General features: G+C 71.9%; 24 protein-coding genes. 14 read left to right on the top strand and 10 right to left on the bottom strand.

The window, feature by feature from the left end:
- Positions 1-2: 2 nt before the first annotated feature.
- From K7854_RS05020 to mce, 4 genes are all read right to left on the bottom strand, one after another.
- Positions 3-992: an ABC transporter ATP-binding protein gene (locus K7854_RS05020; RefSeq protein ID WP_226025125.1), complete on the bottom strand. Its 990-nt coding sequence runs from the start codon at positions 990-992 to the stop codon at positions 3-5.
- 110 nt (positions 993-1,102) lie between these two features.
- Positions 1,103-2,035 carry a coiled-coil domain-containing protein gene (locus K7854_RS05015; protein WP_226025124.1) on the bottom strand — a complete coding sequence of 311 codons (933 nt, stop codon included), beginning with the start codon at positions 2,033-2,035 and terminating at the stop codon, positions 1,103-1,105.
- A gap of 207 nt (positions 2,036-2,242) precedes the next feature.
- Positions 2,243-6,223: a polarized growth protein Scy gene (gene scy, locus K7854_RS05010; protein ID WP_226025123.1), complete on the bottom strand. Its 3,981-nt coding sequence runs from the start codon at positions 6,221-6,223 to the stop codon at positions 2,243-2,245.
- 233 nt (positions 6,224-6,456) lie between these two features.
- Positions 6,457-6,897: a methylmalonyl-CoA epimerase gene (mce, locus tag K7854_RS05005; RefSeq protein ID WP_077796659.1), complete on the bottom strand. Its 441-nt coding sequence runs from the start codon at positions 6,895-6,897 to the stop codon at positions 6,457-6,459.
- A 149-nt stretch (positions 6,898-7,046) separates the two neighbouring features.
- Here mce and K7854_RS05000 point away from each other — a divergent pair, with 149 nt between their 5' ends.
- The 3 genes from K7854_RS05000 to K7854_RS04990 all read left to right on the top strand — a co-directional run bounded on the left by K7854_RS05000 (position 7,047) and on the right by K7854_RS04990 (position 10,794).
- A complete protein-coding gene (locus K7854_RS05000) occupies positions 7,047-8,270 on the top strand; it encodes an acetyl-CoA C-acetyltransferase (protein WP_226025122.1) in 1,224 nt (407 codons plus the stop codon).
- 37 nt (positions 8,271-8,307) lie between these two features.
- Complete coding sequence (gene meaB, locus K7854_RS04995; RefSeq protein ID WP_226025121.1) at positions 8,308-9,264, top strand: methylmalonyl Co-A mutase-associated GTPase MeaB; 957 nt, start codon at positions 8,308-8,310, stop codon at positions 9,262-9,264.
- 246 nt (positions 9,265-9,510) lie between these two features.
- A complete protein-coding gene (locus tag K7854_RS04990; RefSeq protein ID WP_226025120.1) occupies positions 9,511-10,794 on the top strand; it encodes an MFS transporter in 1,284 nt (427 codons plus the stop codon).
- Here K7854_RS04990 and K7854_RS04985 read toward each other — a convergent pair.
- On the bottom strand, positions 10,725-11,480 hold the full coding sequence (locus tag K7854_RS04985; protein ID WP_226025119.1) for a PepSY domain-containing protein: 756 nt from the start codon (positions 11,478-11,480) through the stop codon (positions 10,725-10,727). The genes K7854_RS04990 and K7854_RS04985 overlap by 70 nt on opposite strands.
- 123 nt (positions 11,481-11,603) lie before the next feature.
- On the opposite strand from K7854_RS04985, the gene K7854_RS04980 reads away from it, so the two are divergent.
- Both K7854_RS04980 and K7854_RS04975 read left to right on the top strand, forming a co-directional pair.
- On the top strand, positions 11,604-12,272 hold the full coding sequence (locus K7854_RS04980) for a response regulator transcription factor (RefSeq protein ID WP_226025118.1): 669 nt from the start codon (positions 11,604-11,606) through the stop codon (positions 12,270-12,272).
- Positions 12,269-13,687 carry a sensor histidine kinase gene (locus K7854_RS04975; protein ID WP_226025117.1) on the top strand — a complete coding sequence of 473 codons (1,419 nt, stop codon included), beginning with the start codon at positions 12,269-12,271 and terminating at the stop codon, positions 13,685-13,687. The genes K7854_RS04980 and K7854_RS04975 overlap by 4 nt, the downstream gene beginning before the upstream one ends.
- A 25-nt stretch (positions 13,688-13,712) precedes the next feature.
- On the opposite strand, the gene K7854_RS04970 is transcribed toward K7854_RS04975, so the two are convergent.
- From K7854_RS04970 to K7854_RS04955, 4 genes are all read right to left on the bottom strand, one after another.
- Complete coding sequence (locus tag K7854_RS04970) at positions 13,713-14,189, bottom strand: MarR family winged helix-turn-helix transcriptional regulator (protein ID WP_226025116.1); 477 nt, start codon at positions 14,187-14,189, stop codon at positions 13,713-13,715.
- Between the two features lie 101 nt (positions 14,190-14,290).
- Positions 14,291-15,067, bottom strand: coding sequence for an AIM24 family protein (locus K7854_RS04965; protein WP_226025115.1), 777 nt, complete (start codon positions 15,065-15,067; stop codon positions 14,291-14,293).
- Positions 15,064-15,714 (bottom strand): AIM24 family protein, encoded by a 651-nt coding sequence (locus tag K7854_RS04960; RefSeq protein WP_226025114.1) that lies wholly within the window; start codon positions 15,712-15,714, stop codon positions 15,064-15,066. The genes K7854_RS04965 and K7854_RS04960 overlap by 4 nt, the downstream gene beginning before the upstream one ends.
- Position 15,715: 1 nt before the next feature.
- Positions 15,716-16,348 carry an AIM24 family protein gene (locus K7854_RS04955; RefSeq protein WP_226025264.1) on the bottom strand — a complete coding sequence of 211 codons (633 nt, stop codon included), beginning with the start codon at positions 16,346-16,348 and terminating at the stop codon, positions 15,716-15,718.
- A 185-nt stretch (positions 16,349-16,533) separates the two neighbouring features.
- On the opposite strand from K7854_RS04955, the gene K7854_RS04950 reads away from it, so the two are divergent.
- The 5 genes from K7854_RS04950 to icmA all read left to right on the top strand — a co-directional run bounded on the left by K7854_RS04950 (position 16,534) and on the right by icmA (position 19,958).
- Positions 16,534-16,878 (top strand): DUF3817 domain-containing protein, encoded by a 345-nt coding sequence (locus K7854_RS04950; protein ID WP_226025113.1) that lies wholly within the window; start codon positions 16,534-16,536, stop codon positions 16,876-16,878.
- The gene (locus tag K7854_RS04945) at positions 16,875-17,168 is read left to right on the top strand and encodes an MTH1187 family thiamine-binding protein (RefSeq protein ID WP_043383196.1); all 294 of its coding nucleotides are present in this window, start codon (positions 16,875-16,877) and stop codon (positions 17,166-17,168) included. The genes K7854_RS04950 and K7854_RS04945 overlap by 4 nt, the downstream gene beginning before the upstream one ends.
- Before the next feature lie 79 nt (positions 17,169-17,247).
- Positions 17,248-17,757 (top strand): MarR family winged helix-turn-helix transcriptional regulator, encoded by a 510-nt coding sequence (locus K7854_RS04940; protein WP_059301498.1) that lies wholly within the window; start codon positions 17,248-17,250, stop codon positions 17,755-17,757.
- A gap of 65 nt (positions 17,758-17,822) precedes the next feature.
- Positions 17,823-18,164 (top strand): DUF3817 domain-containing protein, encoded by a 342-nt coding sequence (locus K7854_RS04935; RefSeq protein ID WP_226025112.1) that lies wholly within the window; start codon positions 17,823-17,825, stop codon positions 18,162-18,164.
- 93 nt (positions 18,165-18,257) lie between these two features.
- Positions 18,258-19,958 (top strand): coenzyme B12-dependent isobutyryl-CoA mutase large subunit, encoded by a 1,701-nt coding sequence (gene icmA / locus K7854_RS04930; protein WP_226025111.1) that lies wholly within the window; start codon positions 18,258-18,260, stop codon positions 19,956-19,958.
- Positions 19,959-20,484: 526 nt separating this feature from the next.
- Here icmA and K7854_RS04925 read toward each other — a convergent pair.
- Positions 20,485-21,129: a TetR/AcrR family transcriptional regulator gene (locus tag K7854_RS04925; RefSeq protein WP_226025110.1), complete on the bottom strand. Its 645-nt coding sequence runs from the start codon at positions 21,127-21,129 to the stop codon at positions 20,485-20,487.
- Positions 21,130-21,398: 269 nt separating this feature from the next.
- Between K7854_RS04925 and K7854_RS04920 the strand changes: the two genes are divergently transcribed.
- The 4 genes from K7854_RS04920 (at position 21,399) to K7854_RS04905 (ending at position 25,803) form a co-directional block, all read left to right on the top strand.
- The gene (locus K7854_RS04920) at positions 21,399-22,376 is read left to right on the top strand and encodes a tetratricopeptide repeat protein (protein ID WP_226025109.1); all 978 of its coding nucleotides are present in this window, start codon (positions 21,399-21,401) and stop codon (positions 22,374-22,376) included.
- Positions 22,377-23,015: 639 nt separating this feature from the next.
- On the top strand, positions 23,016-23,648 hold the full coding sequence (locus tag K7854_RS04915) for a DUF6230 family protein (protein WP_226025108.1): 633 nt from the start codon (positions 23,016-23,018) through the stop codon (positions 23,646-23,648).
- Positions 23,649-23,765: 117 nt separating this feature from the next.
- The gene (locus K7854_RS04910) at positions 23,766-24,413 is read left to right on the top strand and encodes a DUF6114 domain-containing protein (protein WP_226025107.1); all 648 of its coding nucleotides are present in this window, start codon (positions 23,766-23,768) and stop codon (positions 24,411-24,413) included.
- The gene (locus tag K7854_RS04905) at positions 24,403-25,803 is read left to right on the top strand and encodes a hypothetical protein (RefSeq protein ID WP_226025106.1); all 1,401 of its coding nucleotides are present in this window, start codon (positions 24,403-24,405) and stop codon (positions 25,801-25,803) included. Before K7854_RS04910 ends, K7854_RS04905 begins: the two co-directional genes overlap by 11 nt.
- Positions 25,804-25,887: the final 84 nt, after the last annotated feature.

Genomic DNA, 25,887 nt, shown 5'->3' with positions numbered 1-25,887 from the left:
GCTCAACCCCTCTTCCAGTCGCTGCCCCACTGCTGCCGCGGCGGCTGCCCCGGGGGCGGCTGCTGCGGCACCGCGCCGGGCGGCTGCCCGTCGTGCGCGTGGTACTCCACGGACTCCGCGGTCAGCTGCATGAACGCCTCCTCCAGCGAGGCGCGCTGCGGGCTCAGCTCGTGCAGCACGATCTGCTGCCGCGCCGCCAGCTCGCCGACCGCCTCCGACTTGTCGCCGTCCACCTCCAGGACCCCGTCGCCCGCCTCGACGACCGCGACCCCGGCGCCGTGCAGCGCGTCGAGCAGCTGCTCGCGCTGCGGGGTGCGGATCCGGACGTAGCTGCGCGAGTTCTCCGCGATGAACTCGGCCATCGAGGTGTCCGCGAGCAGCCTGCCCTGGCCGATGACCACCAGGTGGTCGGCGGTCAGTGCCATCTCGCTCATCAGGTGGGAGGAGACGAAGACCGTACGGCCCTGGGAGGCCAGGGTCTTCATCAGATTGCGGATCCAGTGGATGCCCTCGGGGTCCAGGCCGTTGACCGGCTCGTCGAACATCAGGATCCGCGGATCGCCGAGCAGTGCGCCGGCGATGCCGAGCCGCTGCCCCATGCCGAGGGAGAAGCCCTTGGTCTTCTTCTTGGCGACCGCCGAGAGCCCGACCGTGTCCAGCACCTCGCGCACCCGGCTCGCCGGGATGCCGTTGCTCTGCGCGAGGCACAGCAGGTGGTTGTAGGCGCTGCGCCCGCCGTGCCAGGCCTTGGCCTCCAGGAGCGCGCCGATGTACGTCAGCGGGTCCTTGAGCTGCTCGTAGTGCTTGCCGTCGATCCGCACGTCCCCGGCGGTCGGCCGGTCCAGGCCCAGCACCATCCGCATGGTGGTGGACTTGCCCGCGCCGTTGGGGCCGAGGAAGCCCGTGATGATGCCGGGTCTGACGGTGAAGGAGAGATTGTTGACCGCCACCTTCTCGCCGTACCGCTTGGTCAGCCCCTCGAGCTCGATCATGGCGCCCACGCTAGAACGGGACGAGGCCCGCTGCCACCCCAGTGACAACAGGCCTCGTCGTTGTTCGTACGTATTCAGCAGGCGCCCGCCCCCGCGTGGGCCGGGCAGCCTCAGCGGGACTGCTGGGCCGGCACCCCGCGGGTGACCGACTCGTCCTCGACCGAGGGAGCGGCGGCCACCGCGGCACCGGTGAGGGACGCCAGCATCTCGCGCACGTTGGTGAGCTGCGCGTTGATGGAGTCGCGGCGGTTGGTGAGGGCGGCCAGCTCGCGCTCCGACTCCGAACGGATCCGGTCGGCCTTGGCGTTGGCGTCGGCCACGATGTCCTCGGACTGGCGCTGCGCCGTCTCCACGGTCTGGCGGGCCCGGCGCTCGGCGTCCGTGCGCAGCTTCTCCGCCTCCAGGCGCAGCTGCTCCGCGCGGTGCTCGATCTCCGCGAGCCGCTTCTCCGCCTTGGCCTGACGGGAGGCCAGGTCCCGCTCGGACTGCTCGCGGCGCTTGGCGAGGTTGGTCTCGAAGTCGGCGGCGGCCTGCGCGGCCTTGGCGCGGGTCTCCTCGAAGAGGGCGTCTGCCTCGTCGCGCTTGGACTGCGCGTCCTTCTGCGCCTCGGAACGCAGCTGGGAGGCGTCGCCCTTGGCCTTCTCGACGATCCGGACGCCCTCGTCCTCGGCCTTGGCCTTGCGCTCGGCGGCGTACGACTCCGCGTCGTTGCGCACCTGCTGGGCGGCCGACTCGGCCAGCTCGCGGTGCTGCTCGGCCGCGCGCCGGGCCTCCTCGCGCAGGTCCTTCGCCTCTTCCTCGGCGAGCCGCAGGATCTTCTCGACCCGGGCGCCGAGCCCGGCGTACGACGGCTCGGCGTCGTTGACCTGGGCCTGGGCGTTCTGGGTCTCGAGGTGGAGCTCCTCGATGCGCTTTTCCAGAGCGGTGATGCGGGCGAGAGCGCTGTCACGGTCGGAGACGAGCTTGGAGATACGTTCGTCCACCTGAGCGCGGTCGTACCCACGCCGCACAAGCTCGAAGCCGTAGGGGGAAGTGTCGCTCATGGGGTTCCTGTCGAAAGAGACCGGGTGAGGTGATAGAGGGAATCCTAGGCGCCAATGCGGTGTGTCATCGAGCGGATGCACGTTTGATACGGAGAATGACACCTCTTTTGAGTGGCTGACCCTCGGATGGCTTGCCAAAGCCTTGGGCAGGGGTCCCGTCGGGACTCGGCCAAAGATCTCCAGCAGACACCCAAATCACCCCGAATGCTAGCCGTCTGACGACTTGCCACCCGAACGTGGGGCGCCCACCGTCGCTCCGGCCTTCACCCCGTTGTCCTTCGCGCCCCCGGGCGCCTCGAACGACTCCAGCGCCTCCAGCACGTCCTGGACCCGGGAGATCTCCGCGTTGATGTCCTCGCGGCGCCGGACCAGCACCTCCAGCTCGCGCTTGCCCTCGTCGACCGTCGCCCGGGCCTCGCGGACCGCCTCGGCCTTCAGCTCCTCGGCCTCGCGGACCAGGGTCGCCTTCTTCTGCTCGGCCTCCTTGAGCAGCCCCTCGGCCTTCTTGACGGCGGCGATGCGCACCTTGCCGGCCTCCGAGTTGGCCTCCGACACCAGCTCCTTGGCCTTCGCCTCCGCCTTGGCGAGCTGCTCCTCGGCGGCCTTGATGAGCGCGTCGCAGCGGTCGCCGGCCGACTTCATCGTCTCGGCGGCCTCGCGGCGGGCCCGCTCGTGCAGCTCCTCGATCTCGGAGGTGAGCCGCTCGCGCAGCTCCTCCGCGCGCTCCCTTATGGCGGTCGCGTCCCGGCGGGCGCCGACCAGCAGCTCGTCCGCGTCCGTACGGGCCTTCTCCACCCGGGTGTTGCCCTCGACCGTCGCCTCCCGGACGATCCGGTCGGCCTCCGCGCGGGCCGCGCCGACCATCGTGTCGGCCTGCGACTCGGCGTCCGCGGTGGTCTTCTGGGCCTGCTGCTGCGCCTCGGTGAGCAGCTTGTCGGCCTCGGCGGTGGTCTCCGTGATGAGCGTGTCGACCTGCTCGGCGGCCTCCGAACGCCGCTTGTTGGCGTCCTTGCGGGCCTCGTCGAGGGTGCGCTCGGCCTCCTCGCGGGCCGCCGCGGTGACCCGCTCGGCCTCCGCGGCCGCCTCGCGGCGGACCCGGTCCGCCTCGGTGCGGATCCGCTCGGCGTGCTGCTGGGCGGAGCCGACCGTGTCGGCGGCCTCGGCGCGCAGCCGCTCCGCCTCCCCGGTGGCGTCCGAGACCAGCTGCTCGGCCCGGGCGCCGGCCTCGGCGCGGACCCGTTCGGCCTCGGCGGTGGTCTCGGTGCGCAGCCGCTCCGCCTCCGCGGCCGCCTCGGTCCTGACCCGCTCGGCCTCGCTCGCCGCCTCGGTGGTGACGCGCTCCGCCTCCGCGAGCGTTTCCGTCCGGAGCCGGTCGGTCTCGGCCGCCGTCTCGGTGGTGAGCCGCTCCGCCTCGGAACGCGCCTCCGTGATCAGGGTGTCCGCCTGCGTCGCCGCGTCGGAGCGGATGCGGTTGGCGTCCTCGCGGGCGTCCGCCCGGGTGCGCGACGCGGACTGCTCGGCCTCGGCGATGGCGTCGGAGGCCTCCGTGCGCACCCGCTGGGCGTGCTCGGAGACGTCCGCGCGGATCCGGTCGGCCTCCGCGATGGCCTCGGACACGGTCCGCTCGGCCAGCGTCTTGGCGGCCTCGGTCTCCTCCTGCGCCTCGCGCCGCAGCCGCCCCGCGTCCTCGCTCGCCCGCTCCCGCTCCGCGTAGGCGTCGGCGCGGACCCGGTCCGCCTCCTGCTCGGCCTCCTGCCGGGTGCGCTCGGCGGCGTGCTCGGCGGCGCTGCGCAGGCCGGTGATCTCCTCCTGGGCCTGCTCGTGCAGCCCGGCGACCGACTCCCGCACCTGCGCCGCGTGCTGTTCGGCGGCCGACACCATCTCGGTGGCGCGCCGGTCGGCCTCCTCGACCAGCCGGACCGCCTCGGCCTGCGCCTCCTCCACGCGGTTGCGCGCCGAGGCCAGCAGCTCCTCGCTCTGCTCCCGCGCCCGCTCGCGCTCCTGGTCGGCCTCCTGCCGGGCCGAGCCGAGCAGCTCCTCCGCCTCGCGGCGGCGCCGGGCGGCCTCCTCCTGGGCGGCGGCGAGCGTCTCCGACGCCTCGGCGGCGATGCGCTCGGCGGCACTCTGCGCCTCCGCCCGCACCCGGTCGGCGCTCTCCTGCGCCTCCGACTTCAGCCGCTCGGCCTCGCTCGCGGCCTCCGAGCGCAGCCGTACGGCGACGGCCTCGCCCTCCGCGCGGGAGGCGGACGCGTCCGCGGCGGCCTCGGTGCGCAGCCGCTCGGCCTCCGTCTCGGCCTGCTGCTGGAGCGCCCGGACCCGCTCCGCGGCCTCGGTGCGCAGCCGCTCGCTCTCCTCGGCGGCCTCGCGGCGGATCCGCTCGCCCTCCTCGCGGGCCTCGGTCAGCGCCTGCTCGGCGGCGGTGCGGCGCTCCTCGGCCTCGGTGTGCAGCCGGGTCAGCTCCTCGGCGGCCTCCGCCTGCCGGGCCTCGACGGCGCGCTCGGTCTCCTCGCGCAGCTCGCGGGCGGCCCGCTCGGCCTCCGCCTGCAGCTCCTCGACCCGCTCGGCGGCCTCCGCACGGTGCCGCTCGGCCTCCGCGCGGGTGCGCTCCAGGGTCTCCTCGGCCTGCCGGCGCAGGGTCGTGGCCCGCTCGATCGCCTCGGTGCGGACCTTCTCGCTGTCCGCCGTCGCGGTCTGCCGCAGCTCGTCCGCGTCCGCCTTGGCCTTGGCGAGCAGCTCCTCGGCGGTCTTCGCCGCCTCCTCGATCTGCGCCACGGCCTCCTTGCGGGCCTCGGCGCGGATCTTCTCGCCCTCGGCGACCGCGTCCGCCCGCAGCTGCTCGGCCTCGCCGCGCAGCCGGCGCGCCTCCTCCTGCAGCTCGACCGTCTTGGCGCGGTACTCCTTGGTGTCGTCCTTCGCCGCGCCCTTGAGCTGCTCGGCGATGTCGTGCGCCTCGCCGCGCAGCCGGTCCGCCTCGGCCTCGGCCTCGGAGCGGATCCGCTCGGCCTCCTCGGTGGCGGCCTTCGTGGTCCGCTTGGCGTCCTCGGAGGCCTTGTTCAGCACGTCCTCGGCCGTCTTGGCCGCCTTGGACAGCTGGGTGGCCGACTCCTCGGCGGTGATCGTGCGGGCCTTCTCGGCGGCCTCGGCGAGGATCCGCTCGGCCTCGGCCCGGGCGTCCGCGACCACCTGCTCGGCCTCGGACCTGGTGTTCTCCGCGTCCTTGGTGGCCTCGCCGACCAGCCGGGCGACCTGCTCCTTGGCGGTACGGGTGCGCTGCTCGTTGGTCGCCTCGGCGCTCGACAGCGCCTTGGCCGCGGCCTCCTCGGCCTCGGCGACCACCTTCTCGGCCTCGGCCTGCGCCTTGCGCAGCGCCTCCTCGGCCTCCGACATGCGCTGCTCGGCGGCCCGGCTCAGCTCCTGGGCCTCGCGGCGCGCGGACTCCGACTCGGTCGCGGTGGAGCTGCGCAGCTGCTCGGCGTGGTCGGTGGCCTCCTGCGCCTGCGTGGAGGCGGCGGTCAGCAGCCGCTCGGCGTCGGTACGGGCCCGGCGCAGGATCTGCTCGGCCTCGGCACGCGCGCTCTCCGCGTCGCTGCGCAGCCGCTGCCGGGCCTCGGCGGTCAGCCGCTCCGCCTCCGCGCGGGCCGCGCTCAAGGCCTGCTCGGCCTCCGCGCGGGACTCGTCGAGCAGCCGGCGGGCCTGCTGCTCGGTGCGGGCGCGCAGCTGCTCCGCCCACGCCACGTTCTCGTTGACGTGCGACTCGACGGTCTGCCGGCGCTCGGCCAGCTCCTGGTCCAGCTGCTGGCGGCGGGTCACCGCCTCCTGGTGCAGCTCCGCCTGGAGCCGGGCGGCCTGCTCGGCGTGCTCCTGGAGGATCCGCTGGGTCTGCGCCCGGGCCTGGCTCAGCTCCCGCTCCGCGTCGGCGCGCAGCTGGTCGGCCTGCGTCTGCGCGTTGCGCAGCAACTGCTCGGCCTGGTACCCGATGTCGCCGCCGTCGAAGGCGGGCCGGGACATGATGGTGCGCCGCGCCTCGTGCAGCTTGGCGCGCAGCACCTCGACCTGGTAGCCGAGGTCCTCGGCGTGCTGGATCGCCTTTTCCCGCTCGGTCTTCAGCCGCTTCATCTCGGCCTCGAACCGAGAGAGGTGGTCGACGTCAGCCGCCGGCTCTCGCTCCTGGCTCTCGTAGCCCCGCACTGCGCGGTCCCATCCGTCCCCTGGTCGCAAATCTTCCCGAACGAGCTCCGTCCGTCCGACGGACGGGGCCCCCGGGGAATGGTGTCAGATCAACGGCGGAGCATGTGCTGCTGCCCCGTCGCCCGCCCCCCGAAACACGACCCCGGCGGTCCCGGCGCCCAAGACGGCAGGACCGGGTCACCCTGGACTGAGCGGCGACCGCACCCAACCCTACCGGCCCCTATGTACGAGGGTCAGTGCTCAGGTGACTCAACGGCCGCCGATGTGACCAGTTCTGTCAGTACGCCATGACAGTCCTTGGGGTGCAGGAAGGTGATCCGCGATCCCATGGAACCGCGCCGGGGCTCGTCGTACAGGACGCGTACGCCCTTGCCCCGGATGTCCGCGGCGTCCGCGTCCACGTCCGCCGTACCGAAGGCGATGTGGTGGACGCCTTCGCCGTTCTTCGCGAGCCACTTGCCGACCGCGGAGTCCTCGCGGGTGGGCTCCAGGAGCTGGAGGTACGAGGCACCCCCGTCCGACGTATCGTTGATCTTGAGCATGGCCTCGCGGACCCCCTGCTCCTCGTTGACCTCGGTGTGGAACACCTCGAAGCCGTACGTGGCACGGTAGAACTCGACGGTCGCGTCGAGGTCGCGGCAGGCGATTCCGATGTGGTCGATTCGCGTCAGCATGGTTTCAGTGCAGCGCTCCGGAGGTGGTTACGCAACGTGCGCGCGATCACACCGACAGCCCGGTGACGGGCGGGATACCGCTCAGTACATTCGAGTAAACCCTCGTTCACTCCGCGGCCTGTGCGGGCCGGAAAAGGGGACCACAGCTCATGTCTTCTGGAATCTCCGAAACCTCTGCAACGAACGGCACGACCTCCGTCATCGTCGCGGGTGCCCGCACCCCGATGGGGCGGCTGCTCGGCTCCCTGAAGCCCTTCTCCGGGGCCGACCTCGGCGGATTCGCGATCAAGGCCGCCCTCGACCGCGCCGGGATCGGCGGCGACCAGGTCCAGTACGTGATCATGGGGCAGGTGCTCCAGGCCGGTGCCGGGCAGATCCCCGCCCGCCAGGCCGCCGTCAAGGCCGGCATCCCCATGAGCGTCCCGGCGCTCACCGTCAACAAGGTCTGCCTCTCCGGCCTCGACGCCATCGCACTCGCCGACCAGCTCATTCGCGCGGGTGAATTCGACGTGATCGTCGCCGGCGGCCAGGAGTCCATGACCAACGCCCCGCACCTGCTCCCCAAGTCCCGCGAGGGCTACAAGTACGGCGCGGTCCAGATGATCGACTCCATGGCCCACGACGGACTGACCGACTCCTTCGAGGGCATCGCCATGGGCGAGTCCACGGAGAAGCACAACACCCGGCTCGGCATCGAGCGCGCGGCCCAGGACGAGATCGCCGCCCTGTCCCACCAGCGTGCCGCCGCCGCACAGAAGAACGGCGTGTTCGACGCCGAGATCACCCCGGTCGAGATCCCGCAGCGCAAGGGCGACCCGGTGCTGTTCAGCAAGGACGAGGGCATCCGCGGCGACACCACCGCCGAGTCCCTCGGCAAGCTGCGTCCGGCCTTCGCCAAGGACGGCACCATCACCGCCGGGTCCTCCTCGCAGATCTCCGACGGCGCGGCGGCCGTGGTCGTCATGAGCCGGGCCAAGGCCGAGGAGCTGGGCCTGGAGTGGATCGCGGAGATCGGCGCGCACGGCAATGTCGCAGGCCCGGACAACTCTTTGCAGTCGCAGCCGTCGAACGCCATCCGGCACGCCCTGAAGAAGGAGGGCCTGGAGGTCGGCGACCTCGACCTCATCGAGATCAACGAGGCGTTCGCGGCCGTCGCCTTCCAGTCAATGAAGGACCTCGGCGTGTCCACCGAAAAGGTGAACGTCAACGGTGGTGCCATCGCCCTCGGACACCCGATCGGCATGTCCGGCGCCCGGCTGGTACTGCACCTGGCACTGGAACTGAAGCGGCGCGGCGGCGGCGTCGGCGCGGCGGCGCTGTGCGGCGGCGGCGGCCAGGGCGACGCGCTGATCGTGCGGGTGCCCGGGGCCTGACCGCCCGAGTTACGACTTCTCACTGAACGGAGCTGTGATGCAGGACGTCTCCTCACTGGTGGCCCAGGCACGGGAAGGCCGGCCGCGGGCCGTGGCCCGGCTGATCTCCCTGGTGGAGGGGGCGTCCCCGCAGCTCAGGGAGGTCATGGAGGCGCTCGCGCCGCTCACCGGCAACGCGTATGTCGTCGGTCTGACCGGCTCGCCGGGCGTCGGCAAGTCGACGTCCACCTCGGCGCTGGTGACGGCGTACCGCAAGCAGGGCAAGCGGGTCGGCGTGCTCGCCGTCGACCCGTCCTCCCCCTTCTCCGGCGGCGCCCTGCTCGGCGACCGCGTCCGGATGTCGGAGCACGCCTCCGACCCCGGCGTCTACATCCGCTCGATGGCGACCCGCGGCCACCTCGGCGGTCTCGCCTGGGCCGCGCCGCAGGCGATCCGCGTGCTGGACGCGGCCAGCTGCGACGTGGTCCTGGTGGAGACGGTGGGCGTGGGCCAGTCGGAGGTCGAGATCGCCTCCCAGGCCGACACCTCCGTCGTCCTGCTCGCCCCCGGCATGGGCGACGGCATCCAGGCCGCCAAGGCCGGAATCCTGGAGATCGGCGACGTCTACGTGGTCAACAAGGCCGACCGCGACGGCGCCGACGCGACCGCGCGCGAGCTGAACCACATGCTGGGTCTCGGCGAGGCCCGCGCGGCGGGCGACTGGCGCCCGCCCATCGTCAAGACGGTCGCCGCGCGCGGCGAGGGCGTCGACGAGGTCGTCGAGGCGCTGGAGAAGCACCGGGCGTGGATGGAGGAGCGGGACGTGCTGGCCGAACGCCGGCGGGCCCGGGCCGCCCGCGAGGTCGAGACGATCGCGGTCACCACGCTGCGCGAGCGCATCGGTGACCTGCACGGGGACCGGCGGCTCGGGGCGCTGGCGGAGCGGATCGTCGCGGGGGAGCTGGATCCGTACCGTGCGGCGGACGAGTTGGTGGCGGGGCTGACGCGCGGCTGACGCGGGGCGGCTTGTCGGCGTGGGGTTTTCTTCGCCCCCGCCGCCCCTTCCCTTCCCGGCTCTGGGGGCTCTGCCCCCAGACCCCCGCTTTCGGCCTGAACGGCCTCGTCCTCAAGCGCCGGACGGGCTAAAGTGACCCGCGTGTTCCTCCTCTTGGCCTAGGACCCGCCCCGCACGCGACCGCCGCATCCGGCCGTCGCGCGCATCGGCGTCCCCTAGTTGCCTTCCTGCTGAGGAACCCTTCGCGTGTCCACACCTCTTTCGCGGCCCTCGTACGCCGCCGTCCTCCGCGTCCCGCATGCCCGCCGCACCTTCGCGGCCGCCCTCGTCGGGCGGCTGTCCTACGGCACGGTCTCCCTCGCCCTGATGCTCTCCCTGACCCGGTCCACCGGGTCGTACGCCGTGGCCGGGCTGGTCATGGCGCTCTTCGGCGCCACCAGCGTCTTCCTGTCCCCCTACCGTGCTTCCCTCGTCGACCGGCACGGTCCGCGCCGGGCCCTGCTGCCCATGGCCCTGCTCTACGCCGCCCTGCTCTGCGTGCTGGCGGCGGCCTGCCGGCGTCCGGGTACCACCGAGGCCGTCCTCGCGGTGACCGCCGGGCTCGCGGGTGCCTGCACGCCCCCGCTCGGCCCCACGATGCGCGCGGTGTGGGCCGAACTGCTCCCTGACCGGCGGCTGTTGCAGCGCGCCTACAGCCTGGACGGCGTCGCCGAGGAACTGCTCTTCGTCTCCGGCCCGCTCCTGGTCGGCGGCATCGTCGCCGTCGCCTCGCCGGTGGTCGGCGTCGTGCTCAGCGCGGTGCTGGTGGCGGTCGGCACCCTCGCCTTCGTCACCTCACCGGCGACCGCGGCGCTGCGCCCGGCGGGGCGCGGGAAGAGCGACGGCCCGGCACCCGGGCGAGGCGGCCCGGGGCAGGGCCGGGCCCTGCTGCAGCCCGTCGTCGTCGCGGCCGGTGTCGGCATCTCGGTGAGCGCCGTCGACCTGCTCGTCGTCGCCTACGCGGGAGAGCGCGGCCTCGGGGACGGCACGGTCGCCTGGGTGCTCGCGGCGCTGTCGGTGGGCAGCGCGGTCGGCGGTCTCGTCAACGGCGCCGTCGCCTGGAGTTCGCCCGCCCGGGCCCGGCTGCCGTTGTTCGCGGCCGGTGTGGGCGTCTGCCTGGCCGCCGCGGGTCTCGCGCCCGGACTCGGCACGCTGCTCCTGGCCGTCACGTGCGCGGGCCTGTTCGTGGCACCGGCGCTGACCACGGCGTACCTGATCGCCGACGAGAGCGCGGCGCCCGGCTTCCGGGTCCGGGCGGGCACCTGGTGCAACACCGCCGTGAACGCCGGGATGTCGGTCGGCGCCGCCGCGGTGGGCCTGCTGGTGGAACGGCTGCCGCTGCCGGTGTGCTTCGCGGTGTCCGGCGCGGTCGCCGCGGCGGCGGCGCTGGTGCCGGGGCGCCGCCGCGGGCCGGCCGCCGCTCAGTCGTCGTCAGAGTCGTCGGAGTCGTCCGAGCTGCCGGAGCCGTCGGCGTCGTCGTCCGAGGCGTGAGCGCCGTACCGGTCGTGTGCGTCGGCCGTGACCTTGCCGGTCTTCAGGTCGACCCGCCAGTCCTGCTCGCCCTTGCCGGCGGTGTGCGTCTCGACCTCCCAGGCGGGCCTGCCGTCACCGTGGTCGCCGTCCTCGTCCAGCTCGACGGAGGTGACGGTGCCGCGGCCGGACGCCGCCTCCGCCGCCTCGGCCGCGTCGACGGAGGCACCCTTGAGGGCCGCGCGCACCTCGGCGGTGTCGTCCTCGTCGTCGTCCCGCTCCGAGCCCAGCACCTTGCCGGTGGCCGGGTCGACCCGGACGCTGTGCCAGGTGCCGTCGCCGGACAGGACGTCGACCTCCCAGGCCGCCCGCTCACCTCGGTCGTCGTCGTCCCCGTCGTCGTCCTCGTCGTCCAGTTCGGCGGAGACGGCGGTGCCCGGGGTGTGCGCCAGCGCGGCGGCGACGGCGTCGTGCGCCGTCACCTTCGAGGAGGCGGCGCGGTCCGCGTCGTCGTCGCGGTCGTCGGCCTCGTCCCGTACGCCGCCGTCGTCCGACACGCTGACAGCCGACGTGTCCGCGGCGTGCGCGGCGTCCGCGCGGGACGTCGTGCCCCGGCCGTCGTCCCCCGTCGTGGCCAGCGCCGTCGCCGTACCGCCGCCGATCAGTGCGGCGGCGGTGACGGCGGCGATCGCGATGTTGCGCTTCATGCTGTTTCCTCCGAGTCGTCCCAGTCCCGTCGTTTTCGACGTGTTCACTGTCGCGGACCGACGCTGAGGCCAACCTGAAGCCACCTGAAGGGATCTTCAGCTCGCCTTTGCCACTCTTTACCCATGCGCCTGTTGATCGTGGAGGACGAGAAGCGCCTCGCCGTGTCGCTCGCCAAGGGCCTCACCGCGGAGGGATACGCCGTGGACGTCGTCCACGACGGACTCGAAGGGCTGCACCGGGCCGGCGAGGGCACCTACGACCTCGTCGTCCTCGACATCATGCTGCCCGGCCTCAACGGCTACCGGGTCTGCGCCGCCCTGCGCGCCGCCGGGCACGACGTGCCGATCCTGATGCTCACCGCCAAGGACGGCGAGTACGACGAGGCCGAGGGCCTGGACACCGGCGCGGACGACTACCTCACCAAGCCCTTCTCGTACGTCGTCCTCGTCGCCCGGGTGAAGGCCCTGCTGCGGCGGCGGGGGCAGGGCGCCGGGGCCTCGCCCGTGCACGTCCACGGCGACCTCAGGGTCGACACCGCGGCCCGCCGGGTCTTCCTCGGCGAGGACGAAGTGACCCTCACCGCCAAGGAGTTCGCCGTCCTGGAGCAGCTCGTGGTGCGGGCCGGACAGGTGGTGTCCAAGGCGGAGATCCTGGAGCACGTCTGGGACTTCGCCTACGACGGCGATCCGAACATCGTCGAGGTGTACGTCAGCGCGCTGCGCCGCAAGCTGCGCGCCGGGCTCATCCGGACCGTGCGCGGGGCCGGCTACCGGCTGGAGACCGGGCGGTGAGCCGCCTCTTCGGCTCGGTGCGGGCCCGCGCCACGCTCGCCGCCACCCTCGTGGTCGCCGTCGCCCTGGTCGCGGCCGGCGCCGCCGTCCTGCTGTCGCTGCGCTCCAACCTGCTCGGCGAGGCGGGCACCCAGGCGGAGCGCTCGGCGCGGGAGGTGGCGACGGAGCTGGCCGTCGGGACGCCGTACGCGGACCTGTCGCTGGACGTGGACGACCGGCCGGTGCAGGTCGTCGACGACGACGGCGTGCTGGTCGCCGCCAGCGAGGACCTGGAGCAGATCACCGGCACCGGCGTCGACGCGGTGCAGCCGCGGCCCGCGGTGTCTCCGGGGGGAGACGACGACGCCGACGACGACGATGACGACTCCGGCGAGTCCCTCGACCCCGGTGAGATCGGCGCCCGGATCACCGTCAGCGACGGCTCGGCGACCATCGACGGCGACGCCGAGGACTACCGTTTCGCCGCCGTCCCGGTGAAGACCGACGACCGGGGCACGCTCACCGTCTACGCCGGTGCCCCGCTCTCCGCCGAACACGGCGCCGTGAGCACCGCGCTGACCGTGATGCTGATCGGCTTCCCGTTGCTGCTCGCGGTCGTGGCGGGGGTGACCTGGCTGGTCACCCGGCGCGCGCTGCGCCCGGTGGAGGGCATCCGGCGCGAGATGGCCGCGATCACCGCCAGCGAGGACCTGGCCCGCCGCGTTCCGGTGCCGGCCACCCACGACGAGGTGGCCAGGCTCGCCACCACCACCAACGAGACGCTGGCCGCGCTGGAGTCCTCGGTGGAGCGGCAGCGCGGCTTCGTCGCGGACGCCTCGCACGAGCTGCGCAGTCCGATCGCCTCGCTGCGCACCCAGCTGGAGGTGGCCGCCGCCCATCCGGAACTGCTGGACCTGGACGGCGCCGTGGCGGACACCGTCCGGCTCCAGCGGCTCGCCGCCGACCTGTTGCTGCTGGCCCGGCTGGACGCGGGGGAGCGGCCCGCCGACGCCCGGGTCGACCTCGCGGCGCTGGCGCGGGAGGCCGCCGAGGGGCGGACCGGGGTGCGGGTGCGGGGCGCCGAAGGCCCGGTGAGCGTGGCCGGATCGCGGGGGCAGCTGGGGCGGGTGCTGGCCAATCTGCTCGACAACGCCCAGCGGCACGCCCGTTCGGCGGTGGAGGTGTCCGTACGCCGGGACGGGGACACGGCGGTGGTCGCCGTGGCCGACGACGGGGAAGGCGTGCCGGCCGCCGACCGGGAGCGGATCTTCGAGCGCTTCGTACGCCTGGACGCCGCCCGCAGCCGAGACGACGGCGGTGCCGGTCTCGGGCTGGCCATCGCCCGCGACGTCGCCGTACGGCACGGCGGCACGCTCACGGTGCACGACGCACCGGCAGGCGGCGCCCTGTTCGAGCTCCGCCTGCCGGGTGTCTAGGCCTTCACGGTCCTCGGGTACGTGATCAGGGACGTCCCCGCTGCCCGCGCAGGTGCTCCGCGATGGGCTTGAGCGCCTTGTCCAGCTCCGTCAGGTCCTCCGGGGCCAGCAGGTCGATGAAGTGCCTGCGGACCGAGGCCACGTGGTGCGGTGCGACCTTCCGCATCGTCTCCCTGCCGTGCTCGGTGAGGACGGCGAAGAGCCCGCGCCGGTCGGACTCGCAGTTCTCCCGGCGGACCAGGTGCGCGTTCTCCATGCGGGTGATCTGGTGGGAGAGGCGGCTCTTGGACTGCATCGTGGCGGTGGCCAGGTCGCTCATCCGCATTCTGTCGCCCTCCGACTCGGAGAGGTTCACCAGGATCTCGTAGTCGTTCATTGTCAGGCCGAACGGCTGCAGGTCCTTCTCGAGCTGGTGCGTCAACAGCCTGTTGACCTCCAGGTGGGTGCGCCAAGCACACTGCTCCGTATCGGTCAGCCAGCGAGTGGCCGTCTCGGTCTCCATGAATGAAGTCTACCTAAAAGGTTGAAAGGCGAACTAGTGAGGGGTTTTCCGTGACGGTGACGGTGCGCACGCGTTCGATGTCACACTCCGCAGATTACCGCTCACAGCCCGAAGCGGCGCTGGAGGTCCCCCAGCTGTCCGGGAAGCCCCGGTACCCCGGACCGGCCTCCCGACGCTCCGGAGGTGCCGCCGCCGGGCACCCCCGCCTGCTGCGGAGGAGCCCCCACGGACTGCTCCGCCATCAGCGCCTCGCTCGACTGCAGCAGCACCGTGCCGGCTCCCACGAACTCGAACTGGTGCTCCTCCCCGGAGGCCCCGCCGAGCCCCGTCATCGCACGTAGACCGCCCAGTAGGCCGGTCATGTACCCGTGGTCGTAGTGGTGGCACGGGGACGGGCAGTCGGCCCAGCCGACCAGGGCCTGCGGGTCCACCCGGATCGGCGGTTCCACGAACACCACCGGACCGTTGGACGCGGCCACGAACTTTCCGGTTCCGATCAGCGTCAGGAAGCCCGGCACGATCGACTGCTTCAGCGCGAGGCTTGGCTGAAAAGCGAGCAGGTTGCCCGAGCGAATGGTCAGATTGCCGTCCTCCAGGTCGTAGGAATTCACGTCGAAGGCCCGGTCGGCGAGGAGCATCTTGCCCGAGCCCTCCGCCACGACCCAGTCGCTCGCGTGCAGAGGCGAATGGAACGACGTGCGCACCAGACGGTCCAGCCGGCCGTGCCCGATGCCGTTGAAGTCGATCGTCCCGTAGTAGGCGATCATCTTCCCCTTCTGCAGGAACCACTGGCTCCCCTTCAGCTCCACACAGAAGGTGTACGCGTTGACGTTGTCGTCGGCCGGCAGCGTCGCCGGGTCGTGGTGGACCGTGCTCACAGCTTCTCCTCCGACGCCTGGACGAACACCGTGCCGCTGCCGCTCAGCTCCAGCTGGAACGCCTCGCCCGAGCCGCGCCCCACCATGTCCCGCCAGCCCAGGGCCGTGGACAGCTTGTTGCGCACGTCGCCGTGGTGGGCGACGTAGGCCTGCGGGTCGACGCGCACCGGGCGCTGCGGGGTGATGGGCACCTCGAAGACACCGCCGTGGGCCATCACCGCCACCGAGCCGTGCCCCTTGAGGGAGGTGGTGAACAGCCCCTGGCCGCTCACCTGGCCCCGCACCATGCCCATGACGCCGCCCTGCGAGCCGAGGAACACCGTGTTCTGCTCCAGGGTGCCCTCGAAGGCGAGGAGGCGGTCCGCCTCCACGTACAGGGTGTCGCCCGAAAGGTTGATCACTTGGACGTGGTGGCCGCCGTGCCCGAAGAACACTGTGCCGCTGCCCTCGACGGTCATCAGCGGCGTGTCCTCGTTGGCCACCCGGCGTCCGATCATCGACATGACCCCGCCCTGCCCGCCGCGCAGATTGGGGGTGAACGACACCTCGCCCCGGTAGGCGAGCATGGCGCCGCGCTGACTGAACAGCCGCTGCCCGGGTGCGACGGTCGCCTGGACCATCTTCGAGTTGATCTCCTGGAAGGCCATCTCAGACGTCCCCCGCGATCGTGTTCCGCTCGCTCGGCTGCACGTACACCAGTCCGTCGCCCTCGAAGCGGATCTGGAAGGCCTCGCCGCCGCCCTCCCCGAGCAGCGTGCGGAAGGTCACACCCGACTGGAAGGACTGCCGCAGGTTCCCCTGGTGCGCGACGTATGCCCCCGGGTCGACGGTCAGCGGGTACTGCGCGCTGACCCGCAGCACCACCGCGGGACCGTCGGACATGATCGCCGCCTGCCCGTGCCCCTCGATCGTCGTGGTGAACAGCCCGTTGCCCTGGGAGGCGCCGCGCGTGCCCGTGAAGCTGGTGCCGGTGCGCAGCCCGGCGTCGGCCGCCAGGAAGTTGCTCGACTCGACGTACAGCTTGTCGCCCTGGAGCCCCACCAGGGTGATCTCCGAGGCCCGGTCCGCGAACCAGCAGGTCCCCTGCCCTCTCACCTCCATCACCGTCATCTGCTCACCGGTGATCCGCCGGGTCACCATGCCCCGGAGGCCCTCACCGCCGCCGCTCAGCTTCTTGAAGGCCATCTCCCCGTCGTACGCGACCATCGAGCCGTTCTTCGCCTTCACGGCGTCCTGGGTCATGTCGACGGCGAGGACCTTGCTGCTTTGAAGTCGGAACATCGCCACGCTGCGAAAGTAGCCCCGCCACGGGTGGACAGAACAGGGCCCACGGGTGGAGAACGACCCTGAGTCCATCCCTTGGGGCATTGTTTGCCACAATGGGCGAACGATTGTGCTTCCGTTCACAAGGCGGACGGCACGCCGCCCGCGCCGTCGGCGCATCCCCTCCCTCCCGAAGGTGACCCGTGGACCTCAAGACCGCCACCGCACTCCGCCGCCTCCGCCTGGTCTCGGCCCCCGAGGCGATCTCGTTCCTCCTCCTGCTCGTCTGCTCCGTGCTGAAGCGGACCACCGACTTCAACGCGGTGCCGGCGATGGGCATGATCCACGGTGTCCTCTTCGTGCTGTACGTGATCTTCTGGGCGGACGCCTGGAACCGCGCCAAGTGGCCGCTGAAGACCGCCGCCCTCTACTTCGTCCTCTCGGTCCTGCCGACCGGCGGCTTCTTCGCCGAGCGCAAGCTCAAGCGCGAGGCCGAGAACGCGGTCATCGCCTCCCGCGCCCGCCAGGAAGGGATCGTCAACGCATGATCGTCGCCTTCTCCGTGACGCCGCTCGGCGTCGGCGAGGACGTGGGGGAGTACGTCGCCGACGCCGTCCGCGTGGTCCGCGAGTCGGGCCTGCCGAACCGCACCGACGCGATGTTCACCTCGGTCGAGGGCGAGTGGGACGAGGTCATGGACGTCGTCCGGCGGGCCGTGGCCGCCGTCGAGGCCCGCGCGCCCCGGGTCTCCCTGGTCCTCAAGGCGGACATCCGCCCCGGAGTGACGGACGGTCTCACGTCCAAGGTCGAGACGGTCGAGCGCCACCTCGCCGAATGACCGCCCGATGAGCGGGCGATGGTATCGAAAGGCGAGACGGGGCTGACCGGCATATGACCGGCCGGTAAGGTCTGTTGCCGTGCCGAAGCCCCTCAGTCTCTCCTTCGATCCCATCGCCCGAGCCGACGAACTCTGGGCACAGCGCTGGGGCGGTGTGCCCTCCATGGCGGCGATCACCTCGATCATGCGGGCCCAGCAGATCCTGCTGGGCGAGGTCGACGCCGTGGTCAAGCCGTACGGGCTGACGTTCGCGCGGTACGAGGCGCTGGTGCTGCTCACCTTCTCCAAGTCGGGCGAACTGCCGATGTCCAAGATCGGCGAGCGCCTGATGGTGCACCCCACCTCCGTGACGAACACCGTCGACCGGCTGGTGCGCTCCGGCCTGGTGGCCAAGCGCCCCAACCCCAACGACGGCCGCGGCACGCTCGCCACCATCACCGACAAGGGCCGCGAGGTCGTCGAGGCGGCCACCCGCGACCTGATGGCGATGGACTTCGGCCTGGGCGCCTACGACGCCGAGGAGTGCGGGGAGATCTTCGCGATGCTCAGGCCGCTGCGGGTCGCCGCGGGGGATTTCAAGGAGGACTGACCGGGTCCGGCGAGTCGCCCGACCCGGTCGAAGATCGCGCGAAACGGGCGGTTACGCTCGGAGCCATGAAAAAGAGCGTGCTGACCCGCTACCGGGTCATGGCGTACGTCACCGGTGTGCTGCTGATCGCGCTGTGTCTCGGCATGATCGCGAAGTACGTGCTGGACCTGGGCGGCGCCGCCGACTTCACCCAGGTCGTCAGCATCGCCCACGGCTGGCTGTACGTCATCTACCTCGTCTTCGCCTTCGACCTCGGGTCCAAGGCGAAGTGGCCGGTGAAGAAGCAGCTCTGGGTGCTGCTCGCCGGGACCGTTCCGACGGCCGCGTTCTTCGTGGAGCGCCGGGTCAGCCAGGAGCTGGAGGCCAAGGTGGCCGCCGCCGAGGCGCCCGCCCCCGTCAAGGCGTAACCGGCCCTTCGAGAGCCGTCCCACCGCCGTACGGACACCCGTACGGCGGTACCCCATCGACATTTACTTGGACGTCCTAGTAAATTTGAAGGTATGGACGCTCACGCCATAGAAGAGGGCCGCCGTCGCTGGCAGGCCCGGTACGACGCGGCGCGCAAGCGCGACGCGGACTTCACCACGCTCTCCGGAGACCCCGTGGAGCCGGTGTACGGGCCCCGTCCCGGGGACGAGTACGAGGGCTTCGAGCGGATCGGCTGGCCGGGCGAGTACCCCTTCACCCGCGGCCTGTATCCGACCGGGTACCGGGGGCGTACGTGGACCATCCGGCAGTTCGCCGGGTTCGGCAACGCCGAGCAGACCAACGAGCGCTACAAGATGATCCTCCGCAACGGGGGAGGCGGTCTGTCCGTCGCCTTCGACATGCCGACGCTGATGGGCCGCGACTCCGACGACCCGCGCTCGCTCGGCGAGGTCGGGCACTGCGGGGTGGCCATCGACTCGGCCGCCGACATGGAGGTTCTCTTCAAGGACATCCCCCTCGGCGATGTCACGACCTCCATGACGATCAGCGGGCCCGCCGTGCCCGTGTTCTGCATGTACCTGGTCGCCGCGGAACGCCAGGGCGTGGACGCGTCGGTGCTCAACGGCACGCTGCAGACCGACATCTTCAAGGAGTACATCGCGCAGAAGGAGTGGCTCTTCCAGCCCGAGCCCCATCTGCGCCTCATCGGCGACCTCATGGAGTACTGCGCGGCCGGCATTCCCGCCTACAAGCCGCTCTCCGTCTCCGGCTACCACATCCGCGAGGCGGGCGCGACGGCGGCGCAGGAGCTGGCGTACACGCTGGCGGACGGGTTCGGGTACGTGGAGCTGGGCCTCTCGCGCGGTCTCGACGTGGACGTCTTCGCGCCCGGCCTCTCCTTCTTCTTCGACGCGCACGTCGACTTCTTCGAGGAGATCGCCAAGTTCCGCGCGGCCCGCCGGATCTGGGCGCGGTGGATGCGGGACGTGTACGGGGCCAAGAGCGAGAAGGCCCAGTGGCTGCGCTTCCACACCCAGACCGCCGGTGTCTCGCTGACCGCGCAGCAGCCGTACAACAACGTGGTGCGGACCGCCGTCGAGGCACTGGCTGCCGTGCTCGGCGGGACCAACTCGCTGCACACCAACGCGCTCGACGAGACCCTCGCGCTGCCCAGCGAGCAGGCCGCGGAGATCGCCCTGCGCACCCAGCAGGTGCTGATGGAGGAGACCGGTGTCGCCAACGTCGCCGACCCGCTGGGCGGTTCCTGGTTCATCGAGCAGCTGACCGACCGCATCGAGGCCGACGCGGAAAAGATCTTCGAGCAGATCAAGGAGCGGGGGCTGCGCGCCCACCCCGACGGGCAGCACCCCGTCGGGCCGATCACCTCCGGGCTGCTGCGCGGCATCGAGGACGGCTGGTTCACCGGTGAGATCGCCGAGTCGGCCTTCCGATACCAGCAGGCGCTGGAGAAGGACGACAAGAAGGTGGTCGGCGTCAACGTCCACACCGGCTCCGTCACCGGCGACCTGGAGATCCTGCGGGTCAGCCACGAGGTCGAGCGCGAGCAGGTGCGGGTGCTGGGCGAGCGGAAGGCCGCCCGCGACGATGCGGCGGTGAGGGGTGCGCTGGACGCGATGCTCGCGGCGGCGCGGTCCGGCGGGAACATGATCGAGCCGATGCTGGATGCGGTGCGGGCGGAGGCGACGCTCGGGGAGATCTGCGGGGTGCTGCGGGATGAGTGGGGGGTGTACACGGAGCCTGCGGGGTTCTGAGCCCGGTGTCGTAGCCGGCGTACCAGGGGGCTCCGCCCCCTGGACCCCCGGCCTATGCCCACCCACCACCCGACTCGGTCGGCCGAGAAGTCACCCGTCGGCCGGCTGGCTCGGTGGCCCCGGAAGTCGCCCGTCATCGCCGCCCGACTCGGTCGGCCGGGGGAGTCACCCGTCACCACTACCCGGCCCGGTCGGCCGGGAAGTCACCCGTCATCGCCACCCGGCTCGGTCGGCCGGGAAGTCGCCCGCCGGTCGGCTGGCTCGGCCGGCCGGGAAGTCGGCCGGCTCGGTCGGCGGGGGAGTCGCCCGTCACCACTACCCGGCTCGGTCGGCCGGGGAGTCACCCGCCGGTCGGCTGGCTCGGTCGGCGGGGGAGTCGCCCGTCACCACTACCCGGCTCGGTCGGCCGGGAAGTCGCCCGCCGGTCGGCTGGCTCGGTCGGCGGGGGAGTCGCCCGTCACCACTACCCGGCTCGGTCGGCCGGGGAGTCGGCCGTCATCGCCGCCCGGCTCGGGCGGTCGGGGAGTCAGCCGTCGGTCGGCTCGGTTTGCTCGGGTGGGCGGGAGGTGAGGCCCCACAGCAGGACCTGGGTCAGGCTGCGTACCCAGTCGCCGTTCGCGGCCTCCGCGCTGACCAGGGTGCGGTGCACCACCGCGCCCGCGACCATGTCGAAGATCAGGTCCGCGGTGCGGGCCGCCTCCGCGGCGTCCGGCTCCGGCGGCAGCTCGCCCCGGGACTGGGCCCGCGCCCTGCCCTCCAGCACCAGGCGCTTCTGCCGTTCGACGATCGAGGTGCGGATGCGCTCGCGCAGTGCCTCGTCCCGCGTGGACTCCGCGACCACCGCCATCAGACCGCTCCGGGCCTCCGGACGCGCCAGGATCGCCGCGAACTGGAGCACCACGCCCTCGATGTCGGCGGCCAGCGAGCCGCGGTCGGGCAGTTCCAGCTCGTCGAACAGCTCCGCCACCGCGTCCACGACCAGCTCGTTCTTGCCCGCCCAGCGGCGGTAGAGCGTCGTCTTGGCAACCCCGGCCCGGGTGGCGACGTCTCCCAGGGTGAGCTTCGACCAGCCCAGGTCGACCAGGGCGGCCCGCGTCGCGGCCAGGATCGCGGTGTCCGCCGCGGCGCTGCGCGGGCGTCCGGCACGGCCGGCGGGGGTGCTGCTCTGCATCCCCCGACCTTAACCGGCGGGTAACACGGCGTCCGCCGTGAGACAGATCACCGGGGCGGGGTGTTCCGACGGACCCTCATGGCATTACGCTACGACGCGTAGCGAAAGCGCGGGTCCGCCCGCGCCCCAGCGACGACCACGGGCGTGGGGTGGGGACCCGGCGCCGAGCAGTACGCATGCCGAGCAGCACACATGTCGAACAGCACACATCCGGGCGGGCTTTCGACCCGGTTTTCACACGCGCGCGCCGTACGGGGGAGGATAGACCCATGCAGCCACGGAACATGTCCATGAGCGGGGTCGTCGACCTCGCCGCGGTGAAGCAGGCCCAGGAGGCCAAGGCGAAGGCGGAGCAGGCGCGCGCCGAGGCGGCCCGGCAGGGCGGGACGGGGGCCGTCTCCCCGGCCGATCTCGTCATCGACGTCGACGAGGCCGGCTTCGAGAGTGAAGTTCTCCAGCGGTCCACCGAGGTCCCGGTCGTCATCGACTTCTGGGCCGAGTGGTGTGAGCCCTGCAAGCAGTTGAGCCCGGTCCTGGAGCGGCTCGCCGTCGAGTACAACGGGCGCTTCCTGCTCGCCAAGATCGACGTCGACGCCAACCAGATGCTGATGCAGCAGTTCGGCGTCCAGGGCATCCCCGCCGTGTTCGCGGTCGTCGCCGGGCAGGCGCTGCCCCTCTTCCAGGGAGCCGCGGGCGAGGCGCAGATCCGCCAGACCCTGGACCAGCTGGTGCAGGTCGGCGAGGAGCGTTTCGGTCTGACCGGTCTGGTCGTCGACCCCGAGGCGGAGCCGGGCGCCGCGCAGGCCGCCGCCCCCGAGCGCCCGGCCGGGCCGCACGACGCGGCGCTGGAGGCCGCCGTGCAGGCGCTGGACGCGGGCGACCTGGGCGGCGCCGTCCAGGCCTACAAGAACGTGCTGGCCGAGGAGCCGGGCAACACCGAGGCCAAACTGGGCCTGGCCCAGGCCGAGTTGCTCCAGCGGGTGCAGAACGCCGATCCGCAGAAGGTCCGCCAGGAGGCGGCCGACAAGCCGGGCGACGCCCAGGCGCAGATCGCCGCCGCCGACCTGGACCTGGTGGGCGGTCACGTGGAGGACGCCTTCGGGCGCCTCATCGACACGGTGCGCGTCACGGCGGGCGACGACCGGGACGCCGTACGGCTGCGGCTGCTGGAGCTGTTCGAGGTGGTCGGTGCCGACGACCCGCGGGTGACCGCGGCCCGCCGGGCGCTCGCCCGCGCGCTGTTCTAGCCGCTGCTCCGATCCGCGTTTCAAACGCCGTCCACGTGTTGTGCGTGTGAAGGAGCTGTCGAAGAGGCGTCACTGCGGCCGCGCTTTACCAAAACTTGGTAATCGCGGCCGCTGTTACTGCCAGTAAGTCGACGGCGTCGATCTGTCGGACTCTGTCCATCGATCAATAGTTTTGTTCCGCCCGTTTGGCACACCCAGCGTCGCCGTTCGGGGCCGGTGTGTCGTCCCGCCGTCACACGGCCGCTACTAGCCAGTAACGAACCCCCTTGTGTCGACGGCGAGAATGCACCACGATCGGCGACGCTCGGTCCATTCCCGTACCCCGACAGCCGGTCGGGTGGCGGGGGTTCCTGGGTCCCCACCGAGCAGGGTCGGCGGCAGTGATGCCGGCCCTTGGGCAGGGGGGTCTTCGCTCATCCGGCGAAGCCTGTCCAGCAGGGTTGTGCGTGATGCGTGTCAGGCGCGACCAGTGGTTGTCGCTCGGGGGTGATCGCCGGTTATTCGGGCGCGTTGTACGTGCCGCCGAGTGCGGGCGCTCTCCTTCCCGAGGACGTAGCACTTCTCCCATCCCTGCCGGGCCGAGTCGCCGACTGGCGACGGAGCCGAGGCCAGGAGATGTACGTCCGAGAAGGAGGAAATATGGAGTCCCAGGTGCGTGGCGGGACCAGATGGAAGCGGTTCGCTGTGGTCATGGTGCCCAGCGTCGCCGCCACGGCTGCGATAGGCGTCGCGCTCGCGCAGGGCGCTCTCGCCGCGTCGTTCAGCGTGTCCGGCCAGTCGTTCAAGGTGACGGCGGACCGGCTCGACGGTACGGGCTTTATGCAGTACGGCGCGATCGACTCGGGCTACACGCTGAAGGGCGAGAAGGCGGCTCACCCCGTCGCGGTCTCGGCGTTCAAGTCCGCGCAGATCAAGAACATGTGCCAGTCCGTGGTCACCCCGGACATCCCGCTGATCGGTTCGGTCAGCCTCATGCTGAAGGCCGGCGGTGGGGACACCCCGGTCAAGGCGGAGAACCTGTACATCGACGTCGAGGACCTCGAGGCCGATGCCACGTTCCGCGGCATCGACATCGGTGTGGCCGCCAAGGACGCCAACAAGGGTCCCGGCATCAAGAAGGGCGACACCACGAATCCCAACGGATTCGCGCAGCAGGCCGACTCGGCCACGCTGACCGGTGTGAAGCAGACGGCGTGGGCGACCACCGCCGGAACCTTCAAGCTCAGCGGTCTGAAGATGTCGCTGTCCAAGGGTGTCAAGGAGTGCTACTAAGCACTCGCTGACGGGCGGGGGAGCCGGTGGCGCCCCCGCCCGTCCCCTCTCCGGCCGCGTCTTCACCCGCGGTCCACATCTCCACCACAGCAAAGCCGTACCAGGGAGCTGTTTTCCATGAGCGCCGAGACTCCTGCCGCAGCCGGCCAGTTCACCCGCCGGAGGCTGCAGTTCCGTGCCTGGCGAGGCGCGCGGCCGTTCTGGGCCGGCCTGTTCGTCGCGCTCGGCGGACTCCCCATCGCCTACTTCCCGTACGCGAACCTCCAGATCGGCCATCTGACGCTGGCGATGTCCACCACCGCGGGCGCCGGGTCCCTGATCATCGGCGTGCTGCTGGTCGTCCTGGGCGTCAGCCTGTGGTTCCAGAAGCACGTCCGGGTCTTCGCGGGCGTCGCGGCGATCCTGCTGGCGCTGGTGTCCATCCCCGTCTCCAACCTCGGCGGTTTCCTCATCGGCTTCCTGTTCGCGCTGATCGGCGGGGCCATGGCCGTGTCGTGGGTGCCGGGCGAGCCGCCGCAGGCCGAGCCGCCGCTGGAGGGCAAGGGCACGGACGACGCGCCCGAGGGCGCGGTCCCCGCGGCCGGCGACACCGCGTTCCCCGGCTTCCCGGAGCCCGGCACGCAGGCGGCCGACCCCACGGTGCCGGGGCCGCGGGGCGGAATGGACGACGGGGAGCCCTCCCAGGCCTTCATGGCACCGGGGGCGCACGATCTGTCAGGAACGAGCCCGGCCAACGGGGCGAACGGGAGGCACAGTGCCGGCTGACGAGGTGACCCGCGGGACTGACGTGGAGTCGTCCCGTGTGAGAACCGGGCCGCGCCACGCGGCACCCAAGAAGCCGTTGTTCACCAGGTTCCACATGCCGGCCGGCAAGGCGATAGCCATCGCGGCGATGCCCACGGCCGTCCTGATGGGGATGGGGTTCACGCCGACGCTCGCCATCGCCGACGGCAACGACGCGGCGCCGCCCTCCAACAGCCTGACGGCCGACGAGTACAAGGACTGCGTGGCGGCCCTCGAGGACGCCGAGAAGGACCCGTCCGAGTCGCCCACCCCCTCGCCCTCGGCGAGCGACGGTGCCGAGGACGGCAAGGACGACACGAAGGAGCCCGACCCCTCGGCCTCCACCGGGGAGCAGGGCACCGGCTCGGACCAGGACGACTCCTCTTCGTCGGATTCAGGTTCCGACGACGAGGACGGCAAGGGCGCCAAGGACGATCAGGCCGCCCCCGACCCGAGCCCCTCCGCGTCGCAGAGCCAGGAGGCGTCCGGTCAGAGCGCCACGGAGCCCTCCCCGTCCGAGTCGGAGGACAAGGGCGGGCTGCTGGACGGTCTCGGCGACGCCATCGAGGGCATCTTCACCGGCGGCAAGAAGGCCGAGGAGAGCCCGAGCCCCACGCCGACCCCGTCCGCGTCCGAGAGCGCGGGCGACGCCTCCGGCGCGCTGAAGGACACCACCGACGCGGTCACCGACACCGCGAAGGACACCGTCGAGGGCGCGACCGACACGGCGTCGAAGGCGGCCGAGGACACCAAGGACACGGTGGACGAGGCCGCCGAGGCGGCCAAGGAGGCGGCGCAGAAGGCGAAGGAGGACGCGGCGAAGGCCGAGGAGGACGCCACCGCCACGCCCAGCCCCGACGCCTCCGAGAGCGCCGACGAGGCGGGCAAGGACGCCGACGACTGCCCGGTCGCCACCGACGAGGAGGGCGGCGTCGACAACAAACTGCCGCTGCCCGACGACCCGTGGTACCTCAACGCCAGCTCGCTGCTGCTGAAGGGCGCCTCCTACAAGGGCGTCGTCCAGGTGAAGACGGCCAACGGCACCACCAAGAAGGTGCTCAAGTACGTCATCTCCAACGGCACCGACATCGGCGACCTGCACCAGACGGTGAAGGACGAGCAGTCCGGCAAGACCTACCACGTGCAGGCGGCCAAGGGCTCCACGTCCACGATCCGCGACGGCGAGACGGTGATGTACACCGAGAGCATCTCCGGCAACCTGCTGGGGCTGATCCCGATCACCTTCGACCCGGAGCACCCGCCGCCGCTGGACATCCCGCTGATCTACTTCACCAAGGTGACGGTGGTCCAGGCCGGCCAGTTCGGCGGCACGCTCCACGTCCCGGGACTGCACCAGTACACGACCGACTGAGCAGGCCCCGCACCGACGCCCGAGGGCGCCCCCTGTGGCAGGGGGCGCCCTCAGCGCCGTACGGGAGCCCGCGGGGGCCGTGCG

It is taken from the genome of Streptomyces hyderabadensis (assembly GCF_020404845.1).
GTDB classification, from domain to species: Bacteria; Actinomycetota; Actinomycetes; order Streptomycetales; family Streptomycetaceae; genus Streptomyces; species Streptomyces hyderabadensis.
The sequence above is the reverse complement of the archived record's forward strand: the minus strand, read 5'-3'. Positions and strand labels throughout refer to the sequence as shown.

Excerpts from the sequence above, each read along its gene's own strand:
- K7854_RS05020 (WP_226025125.1), bottom strand. The coding sequence starts at position 992 with ATGATCGAGCTCGAGGGGCTGACCAAGCGGTACGGCGAGAAGGTGGCG.
- K7854_RS05015 (WP_226025124.1), bottom strand. The coding sequence starts at position 2,035 with ATGAGCGACACTTCCCCCTACGGCTTCGAGCTTGTGCGGCGTGGGTAC.
- mce (WP_077796659.1), bottom strand. The coding sequence starts at position 6,897 with ATGCTGACGCGAATCGACCACATCGGAATCGCCTGCCGCGACCTCGAC.
- K7854_RS05000 (WP_226025122.1), top strand. The coding sequence starts at position 7,047 with ATGTCTTCTGGAATCTCCGAAACCTCTGCAACGAACGGCACGACCTCC.
- meaB (WP_226025121.1), top strand. The coding sequence starts at position 8,308 with ATGCAGGACGTCTCCTCACTGGTGGCCCAGGCACGGGAAGGCCGGCCG.
- K7854_RS04985 (WP_226025119.1), bottom strand. The coding sequence starts at position 11,480 with ATGAAGCGCAACATCGCGATCGCCGCCGTCACCGCCGCCGCACTGATC.
- K7854_RS04980 (WP_226025118.1), top strand. The coding sequence starts at position 11,604 with ATGCGCCTGTTGATCGTGGAGGACGAGAAGCGCCTCGCCGTGTCGCTC.
- K7854_RS04970 (WP_226025116.1), bottom strand. The coding sequence starts at position 14,189 with ATGGAGACCGAGACGGCCACTCGCTGGCTGACCGATACGGAGCAGTGT.
- K7854_RS04960 (WP_226025114.1), bottom strand. The coding sequence starts at position 15,714 with ATGGCCTTCCAGGAGATCAACTCGAAGATGGTCCAGGCGACCGTCGCA.
- K7854_RS04955 (WP_226025264.1), bottom strand. The coding sequence starts at position 16,348 with ATGTTCCGACTTCAAAGCAGCAAGGTCCTCGCCGTCGACATGACCCAG.
- K7854_RS04945 (WP_043383196.1), top strand. The coding sequence starts at position 16,875 with ATGATCGTCGCCTTCTCCGTGACGCCGCTCGGCGTCGGCGAGGACGTG.
- K7854_RS04935 (WP_226025112.1), top strand. The coding sequence starts at position 17,823 with ATGAAAAAGAGCGTGCTGACCCGCTACCGGGTCATGGCGTACGTCACC.
- icmA (WP_226025111.1), top strand. The coding sequence starts at position 18,258 with ATGGACGCTCACGCCATAGAAGAGGGCCGCCGTCGCTGGCAGGCCCGG.
- K7854_RS04925 (WP_226025110.1), bottom strand. The coding sequence starts at position 21,129 with ATGCAGAGCAGCACCCCCGCCGGCCGTGCCGGACGCCCGCGCAGCGCC.
- K7854_RS04920 (WP_226025109.1), top strand. The coding sequence starts at position 21,399 with ATGCAGCCACGGAACATGTCCATGAGCGGGGTCGTCGACCTCGCCGCG.
- K7854_RS04915 (WP_226025108.1), top strand. The coding sequence starts at position 23,016 with ATGGAGTCCCAGGTGCGTGGCGGGACCAGATGGAAGCGGTTCGCTGTG.
- K7854_RS04910 (WP_226025107.1), top strand. The coding sequence starts at position 23,766 with ATGAGCGCCGAGACTCCTGCCGCAGCCGGCCAGTTCACCCGCCGGAGG.